At 33.8% G+C, this 7,498-nt stretch carries 6 protein-coding genes; all 6 read right to left on the reverse strand.

The annotated features are described in order from the left end of the window. Positions 1–353: 353 nt before the first annotated feature. Positions 354–929, reverse strand: coding sequence for a rhomboid family intramembrane serine protease (locus tag AFK68_RS18715; protein ID WP_094674075.1), 576 nt, complete (start codon positions 927–929; stop codon positions 354–356). 623 nt (positions 930–1,552) lie between these two features. Next, the gene (locus AFK68_RS18720) at positions 1,553–3,826 is read right to left on the reverse strand and encodes a DNA phosphorothioation-associated putative methyltransferase (RefSeq protein ID WP_094674077.1); all 2,274 of its coding nucleotides are present in this window, start codon (positions 3,824–3,826) and stop codon (positions 1,553–1,555) included. 884 nt (positions 3,827–4,710) lie between these two features. Beyond that, complete coding sequence (locus AFK68_RS18730) at positions 4,711–5,034, reverse strand: KGK domain-containing protein (RefSeq protein WP_094674081.1); 324 nt, start codon at positions 5,032–5,034, stop codon at positions 4,711–4,713. A gap of 214 nt (positions 5,035–5,248) precedes the next feature. Continuing rightward, a complete protein-coding gene (gene ccsB, locus AFK68_RS18740) occupies positions 5,249–6,304 on the reverse strand; it encodes a c-type cytochrome biogenesis protein CcsB (protein ID WP_094674085.1) in 1,056 nt (351 codons plus the stop codon). Between the two features lie 310 nt (positions 6,305–6,614). Then, the coding region (locus tag AFK68_RS39225; protein WP_210407492.1) for an IS200/IS605 family accessory protein TnpB-related protein at positions 6,615–6,899 on the reverse strand (285 nt) is incomplete at its 5' end. 194 nt (positions 6,900–7,093) lie between these two features. Further along, positions 7,094–7,435 (reverse strand): transposase, encoded by a 342-nt coding sequence (locus AFK68_RS39230; RefSeq protein ID WP_210407493.1) that lies wholly within the window; start codon positions 7,433–7,435, stop codon positions 7,094–7,096. Between the last annotated feature and the right edge of the window lie 63 nt (positions 7,436–7,498).

Genomic DNA, 7,498 nt, shown 5'->3' on the forward strand with positions numbered 1-7,498 from the left:
CAATTATCAATTATCAATTATCAATTATCAATTATCAATTATCAATTATCAATTATCAATTATCAATTATCAATTATCAATTATCAATTATCAATTATCAATTAATGAATGTTCCTTGTTTATCATCAGTATTTCAACAGAAATGATGTAACTAATACAGCAAATTCCAGGTATATGAAGTACAGTAGCAGTAGCTTTTCAAAGAGTGTTTTAAGTCTTGAATTAAGGTTGCATTTTTGTTTATATTGTCTACTATAATTACTGTAAAACATTTACATGGAATAGACTGTAATTCCAACTTAAACTATTAGTAAATAAAATAGAGATTAAGGTTGTATAACATGGGTGTTATTTTAACTATTTCTTTTCCGTTTCCCCAAAAGTTGAGCTGCAAGTATCCCACCCAGAAAACCAAATAAGTGTGCCTCCCAAGATACATCAGGATCTGAAGGTAAAATACCCCAAATTAAACCACTGTAAAGAAAACCAGCAGTTAAGGCGAAAAGAACTGATAAAATACTAAAATCAAATAAACTTCGGAGTAATAAAAAACCAAAATAACCAAAAATTAATCCACTAGCACCAATATGAATAGAACCTGGTGAACCAAAACACCAAATACCTAAACCACTAACAATTATAGTAACAATACTCACAAAGAAAAAATCACCAACTCCCCGTAACATGATTAACCAACCCAGAGTTATTAGTGGCACAATATTAGCTATTAAGTGAGCATAACTACCATGCAAAAATGGAGCAAAAAAAATACCAGTAATTCCTATAGAACTTTGAGGATGAATTCCGCCGTAATAATTCAGTCCTCCCCTTAAAAGTTCGGCATTAATAATTTGTACAATCCAAAGAATAGCAATAATACTTCCCAAAATTGTCACCTGGGTATTCAGTTTTTCAAATAATTTGTTCATTGGTTTTAAGTTATAGTTGATATATTTCCACTATTTTAAACTATTATAAGCTATTAGCTGTAAGCCATCGGCTATCAGCAATAAGACTCTACTGTTTATAGATATTCTCTAAGGTTAGTCAGGAAAATATAGGCGTTAGAGCAACTTGTTTAATTGCCCGAAGTGAGGGTAGTCCTAAGGAAGTAGGGACGTTGCATGCAACGTCCCTACAGAGTCATTTCAGTTATTAGTTAACACCTGCTTCTGGCTAAACCCAGAGGCTTGACATAAGGAATATTCTCTTTTTTTATCCCCTTAAAAGGGGAGGCTTGAGACCTTTTTTTTTGTCAGAATAAATAGGAATTATAGAGGAGGTAGTCAGAAGAATTTTCCCTTGATTTTTATGTCATAATCAGCCCAAAATACTAAATTTTTGAACCTTTTGGAGCTAAAAGCTCGCACTTTTTTCCTTCTAAAAATGCTCAAATATTTATCTGTAAATGCTTTGATATTTATAGCAGTTTTCATTAATATAGAGTAGAGATATTTTGGTTTAAAGGAACAAGGAATAAGGAAGAAGTTTTGTAGTCTACTTTTGTGAAAACCGCTATAATCAGCAAACCCTAATAATTAATAATTAATAATTAATTATTTTGTTTTTTTCTTTTGCGCTTCCTAGCAGCATCAGCAGACTTTAATATTTTTAATTGATAAGGGTCAACATTTGTACGCCAATAAACACGATGACCTTTAATTTCTGTACAATTTTTCTCTAAACATTTGAGCCATCCGAGTCTATTTTCAATTTGTTCTAAATCATTTAAAAGTCCTCTATCTTCTTCTTGGACTGTAAGTTTAGCAAATTTTTCATAGTGGGGATAATCTGAAGTTACTAAAGCATCTTTTCTGTGCAAAATTGGTGGATTATATTCACTTGTATAATCCTCATAGACCACACTTAAATCCCGCAAATCAATATTCATAGTTGTATGTAAAACTGGGTGACCTTCGGTATCAAAGTCGGGATAAAATAAATAAGATATTATTGGTAGTTTATGATGAAATTTAACGATAGTTGCCTCATTTAATCTACCAATTGTACGATTAGCACAACCTTCATAAAGTCGCAACAAAGGGTCAAGTTTTGCTACAGCAGAAACATGAACTAATAAAGAATAATCAGATTTATAACCAATAGAACTATTTTGGCAACATTTACTAATCAGAACAGAATCACCCAAACTAAATAATATTAAATCAGCTAAAGTACAGGCTTTAGTATAACTCCCAAATAAAGCTCTAATATCATTTCTAACTATTTCTGAGAATTGGGAAAACTTAGGGCGATGACTAAATTTTGTTAAGGCTAAATATACTAACAAGTCTTGACGCCGTTTATCCGTTATTTTATCCCATTCTTGATAGTTAGTTACTTGGATAATTAACTGAAAGGCACGACGAAAATTACCAAATTCTTCAATTAAATCTGTCTCTTCGTCAAGTTCTCCTCTAACTGGTAGACGACCGCGATCGCTCATAAAATTCATCAAAGGAATAAGCTGTTCTTCATAATCTTCAAACCGCTTATTTTTGCAACTAATTCTAGGTGTATATAAACTGGTTTTCAACCGAGATGCCTGGAAATTTTGAGCTTCTGCTTCATCTCTAAAAACAAAGAAAATTCCTAAATCAATAGGAATCGAATCTACATTCAACACTTGGTCAATATAAGACTTTAATTCTTGCTGTTCATAATATTTCTGAAAAGTCTTACGAGCTGTAATTATGCCATCTCCATAAGCAAGTTTTCCCTCAGTTTTACTATCATCAATTAATACCAGAGCAGAAACAATTAAAACTTTTTTAGTTAACTGCCAAGATTTAATCAAAGCTTCCCTACGTTCGGCTAAAGATTCTATTACATTAATTACATAACCAAGATTGACAATATCAGCAGCAATACAAGGAGTTTCTGGCAAATAATAGGGGTCCCAACCTGCACTTAAATAACCTTTTTTAGCAATATATTTGATATCCTCGCCATATCCACAACCATAGTCAAAAAAAGTTGTACCTTCTGTAAATAGATTTGCTTCTACAGCTAAACGTACTGGTTTAGAAATTTTTTTACGAACTATAGCAGCTTTATGACGTTGTATTTGGGAAATTGGCATCTCAATAGTATGCTGAATTACATGATGGTCTTGAATTTCTATGCCATGATTTTTAAGGTGTGTTAACCATCCTTTACGAGTACCAATTAAACGAGTATTATCTAACAGTCCTAGTTTTACTTCAGCAGAAGTTAATTGAGCGAATTTTTGGTAGTGGGGATATTCGGAAGTAACAAAAGTTTCTTTCCGATGCAGCACAGGAGGATTTTTACTATTGGTGTAGTTTCTCTGCTCAACTTTTCCCTCATTCAGATTAATAGAAATGCTAGTTTTTAAGGCAGGATGAGGGTCAATATCAAAATCTGGATAGTGTAAATAAGAAATTGTTGGTTTGTCAAAATTAAACTTTATTAATGTGGTCGTTTTGGCATCAGCTTTTTGCCTAGAAACGGCTTTGAGATATAAACGATGAGCTAAATTTTCGTAGAGTTGCAGTAAGGGATGAAGTTGTTCTAAAGCAGAGATATGAATATAAAGAGCGGTTGGTAATTTTTTCCCTATTTTGCTTTGTTGACAATATTTTTTTATCGCACCAGGTTGATAAATTTCTAGGAATATCTGGTTAGCAAATTCACAAGCAGACTTATAAGTAAAAAAATAAGTTTGAATATTGTCTCTAACTTTCTGGGGTAAGTCAGTTTCTAATTTTATTTTGGGTAATATTTGAAAGTCTTCTATATTTAAAGCCAGATATAGTAGAAGTTCCGAGTAACTTTTTTTTTGAAAATTAAGTTCGTTTTTCATTGCTAAAATCTGTCAGAAGAGAAGAACAAATTACCTACTAATATCACATCGGGTTGAATACTTATTGTATAGTTAGCGGAGGTGGGTAGGTAGAAAATTGGGAGATTGAATATTGAAGTAATTAGGGTTTGCTGAAAAAGTCTTTTTTAAGGAGCAGGGGAGCGGAGGAGTAGGGGAGTAGGGGGAGTAATTTTTTTCCAAAACTCTTGCCCAAAATGCTAACTTTTTGATTTTTCGGGAACCGTGCATGAAGAACTGAAAACCAAGGTATTTCAGACCTAAAATTGCTCAAACCTTTATCTCCAAATGCTTTTAAATTTAATCAGCAAGCCCTAATTATAGAATTATAAACATATATAGTAATCCTCAATGATTTGTGAAAAAAAAACTGTAGGGGTTTGGTTTCCAAATCTCTTTTTCGCGCTTGGGTTTGGAGACCAAACCCCTACGATAAAATGTTACAACCTATTCAGGATTGCTATATTATATAACCGAATTCTATATAGCAAGGGAGTAATACCATTTCTCAAAAACTTTTCTACATTTGAATTGAGTAGGGGAGTGGGGAAGTGTACGGACATTGCATGCAACGTCCGTACGGGAGTAGTAAAAATAATGATAATTAATATTAAATTGCCTTAAATCAGAAAAAATATGATTCTACCAAGATAATTACTTAATAACTGAAGTATTAATCAAGTATAGCATTACTTTTGGTAATTAGTATAAGATATTCCCACTGCCTTTCCCCTTGACTAAAATAATTACAATGTACCACCACCAAGTTAAGGTATAGAAATCTTTATTCCAACTAATACTAATATCTATTCCCTATTCCCTTAAGATCAAAACTACTAACTCGTGACTGAATAATTTATTGAAAATCAACTCCACATTCCTACATCCTCTAGTATTTCTTCAGAATTAGCAATAGAACTAACAACAGTTTTAGATAAACCTTTTTTGGAAACAGTATCAGAAGTTTCTGTATAAAATTCTAAACGAAGTTTTACCTTTCCTTTGTTCCAGTAAGAACCAGGTTTTAATAATTGACATTCTAGCCCATCTTCAAATAGATTTTCCGACTCTAATCTAGTTAAAATCATAGTTATATATTCACTAACTTTAAATGTACATTGAAACATTAAAAGACTAGCACCTGTAGACAAAACATCATCATTATTTAGTAGATGAACTTCAGTTTCCATAAGAAAAGTTATCCTGGATTTATTTTGAATGAAAAAGGGAGTAGGGACTAGGGAGTGTGGGGAGTATGGGGATGGAGAGTACAGGGTCTCGAAGATACCCAAGCTGCATTAATAAAAACGGACTTCCCATCCAGGGAGGGGTGAGGGGTGAGTCCCACAGTTCCCACAGTTCCCTCACTCCCCCACTCCTGATAAGAGTTACCTGGAAAACCTGTTAAAAAAACCAACCATAAGAATGTAAACCTTTACCCAAAAGATTTACTCCTAAATAACATACCCAGACTACAGCAAACCCAGTAGCAGCCAAAATAGCAGGTTTTCGCCCTTGCCATCCTCTAGTAATACGAGCATGAAGATAGGCCGCAAATACTAACCAAGTAATTAAGGCCCAAGTTTCTTTCGGGTCCCAACTCCAATAAGAACCCCAAGCTTCATTGGCCCAAACTGCTCCAGCAATAATCCCAATAGTCAGTAGTGGAAACCCTAAGCCAATGATACGATAACTAATGTTATCTAGCGTTTGGGCAATATTTAAACGCTCTGGTGAAAGGGTTGTTTCTGCCTCAACTGTTTGAGTAACCTGAGTCATTTCCAAAACAGCAGTTTGACTATGACCATTTTTTGTAGATAGGGGAAAAGGTTCATGGTTATTCTTAATTTCGTTGAGGTTAGCTCCTTCTGTTTCCAGTTGTAAATTTTCCGAGTGCTTCACGAAATGATTATTTCTATAAGCACGAGTGCCAAAAGAACTACCACTAAGTTCTACTTTTTGGCCACTGGTGATAATTAGAAAAGCGATCGCCAATAAGGACCCCACCATAAGAGTCGAATAACTTAACATCATTACACTAACGTGCATCATCAACCAATTAGATTTTAGAGCAGGTACGAGGGGTTCAGATATCTGCATATTGGAGGGCAAAGTTAGGGCAGCAAAAGCAGAAATACCCATAGCAACTGGAGAGGTAAAGATTCCTACCAGGCGACTACCACTCATATTTTCAGCTATAAGATGAATAGTAGTAATTCCCCAAGTCAGGAAAAATAAAGATTCGTACAAGTTGCTAATAGGGAAATAACCAGCTTCTAACCAACGAGCGCCAAGTAATGTTGCAATACAGAGATTAGCGATCGCCATTCCTGTAGAACCCAAAACTGAGAGATAGGGAATACGGGGAAAAGCAGCACCTACCCAGTAAATGAGCATCGTAGTAAATAAGATAGCAAACGAGATATTATCCAGTGAGTTTTGGAGTCTGACTAGATCCATTAATTTTTCTCCATGATGATGTATTTCAGTTTACATTGTTGATTTTAGGGAATTAGGTTAAAGATACAATTATTTTTCACCATAACTTTAGGAGTATAAATACCAATACCGCTCAACCAAACTTACTCAAATTTACTCAACAACCTGAAAGCTTAGTTGAACGCAAGTGGATCGACCACTACAGGGTTAAACGGCAAACCCTTTATTCCTTGGTCAAAGACATCAGGAATTAGTTTTTTAATAATATTCAATGACCCATTTACATCGGCATTTAATAATTTATTTTCCCTGGTTTTATACAACCCTATTGTTACTCTTTTTCCACTAAATTTCGTTTTTTATCTCCATATTTCGGTAAATTATCCCCATCTAAACAGCTAGATTGAGACGTATAAGATTCTTCTGTAATTATTACTTTTATTCCTCTTAGTTGGGCTTTATATGTTAACATCTCTATCAACCTATAATGAGGGATGTTCACAAATTGTTGATTGTTCTTTTTTCCTAATTTTATTTCTTGTTTCCAGGTCTGGTTATGCCCGATAATTAAGATTCCTATTTCATGCTTAATGCACCAATCTATTACTCTTTTACTNTTAACATCTCTATCAACCTATAATGAGGGATGTTCACAAATTGTTGATTGTTCTTTTTTCCTAATTTTATTTCTTGTTTCCAGGTCTGGTTATGCCCGATAATTAAGATTCCTATTTCATGCTTAATGCACCAATCTATTACTCTTTTACTTGCTGTATGGAGATAATTTTCTACTCGACAATTTCGTTTCGGCTAAGAGCCGACATGAATGTGAGTTAATTTTTCTAACTTCGGAGAATTACTTTTATTGTGGTTATTTTTTAATTGAGATTGTAAACAAGAGCGCTGTTTATTATAAAAGGTATTAATTGCTTTTAATGGTCTGCCTTTAATCAAAATAGGTGCAGTTCCTGTTTGATTTGTGGTTACAGCCATTAAGTTATTCACTCCTAAATCTACTCCTGCTAGTTGTTGATTTTTTGTGGTTTCCTCCGATTTTTCATAGACTATTTCTATTATGTAACAGCTACTTTTGGGGACGATTCTGGCCTCAATTATTTTTGTCTGTGAAGTGGGAATTTTTATTTCACTCATCGACAGATGACAAATTCCTTTGTTTAAGGCTTTTTTGTATATTGATTCATCTGGCTATGGCAG

Source organism: Hydrocoleum sp. CS-953, from assembly GCF_002260545.1.
Taxonomy (GTDB): domain Bacteria; phylum Cyanobacteriota; class Cyanobacteriia; order Cyanobacteriales; family Microcoleaceae; genus Trichodesmium.

Bases quoted from the DNA above. Each gene is read 5' to 3' on its own strand.
- ccsB (WP_094674085.1), bottom strand. From the start codon at position 6,304: ATGGATCTAGTCAGACTCCAAAACTCACTGGATAATATCTCGTTTGCT.
- AFK68_RS18730 (WP_094674081.1), bottom strand. From the start codon at position 5,034: ATGGAAACTGAAGTTCATCTACTAAATAATGATGATGTTTTGTCTACA.
- AFK68_RS18720 (WP_094674077.1), bottom strand. From the start codon at position 3,826: ATGAAAAACGAACTTAATTTTCAAAAAAAAAGTTACTCGGAACTTCTA.
- AFK68_RS18715 (WP_094674075.1), bottom strand. From the start codon at position 929: ATGAACAAATTATTTGAAAAACTGAATACCCAGGTGACAATTTTGGGA.
- AFK68_RS39230 (WP_210407493.1), bottom strand. From the start codon at position 7,435: ATGAGTGAAATAAAAATTCCCACTTCACAGACAAAAATAATTGAGGCC.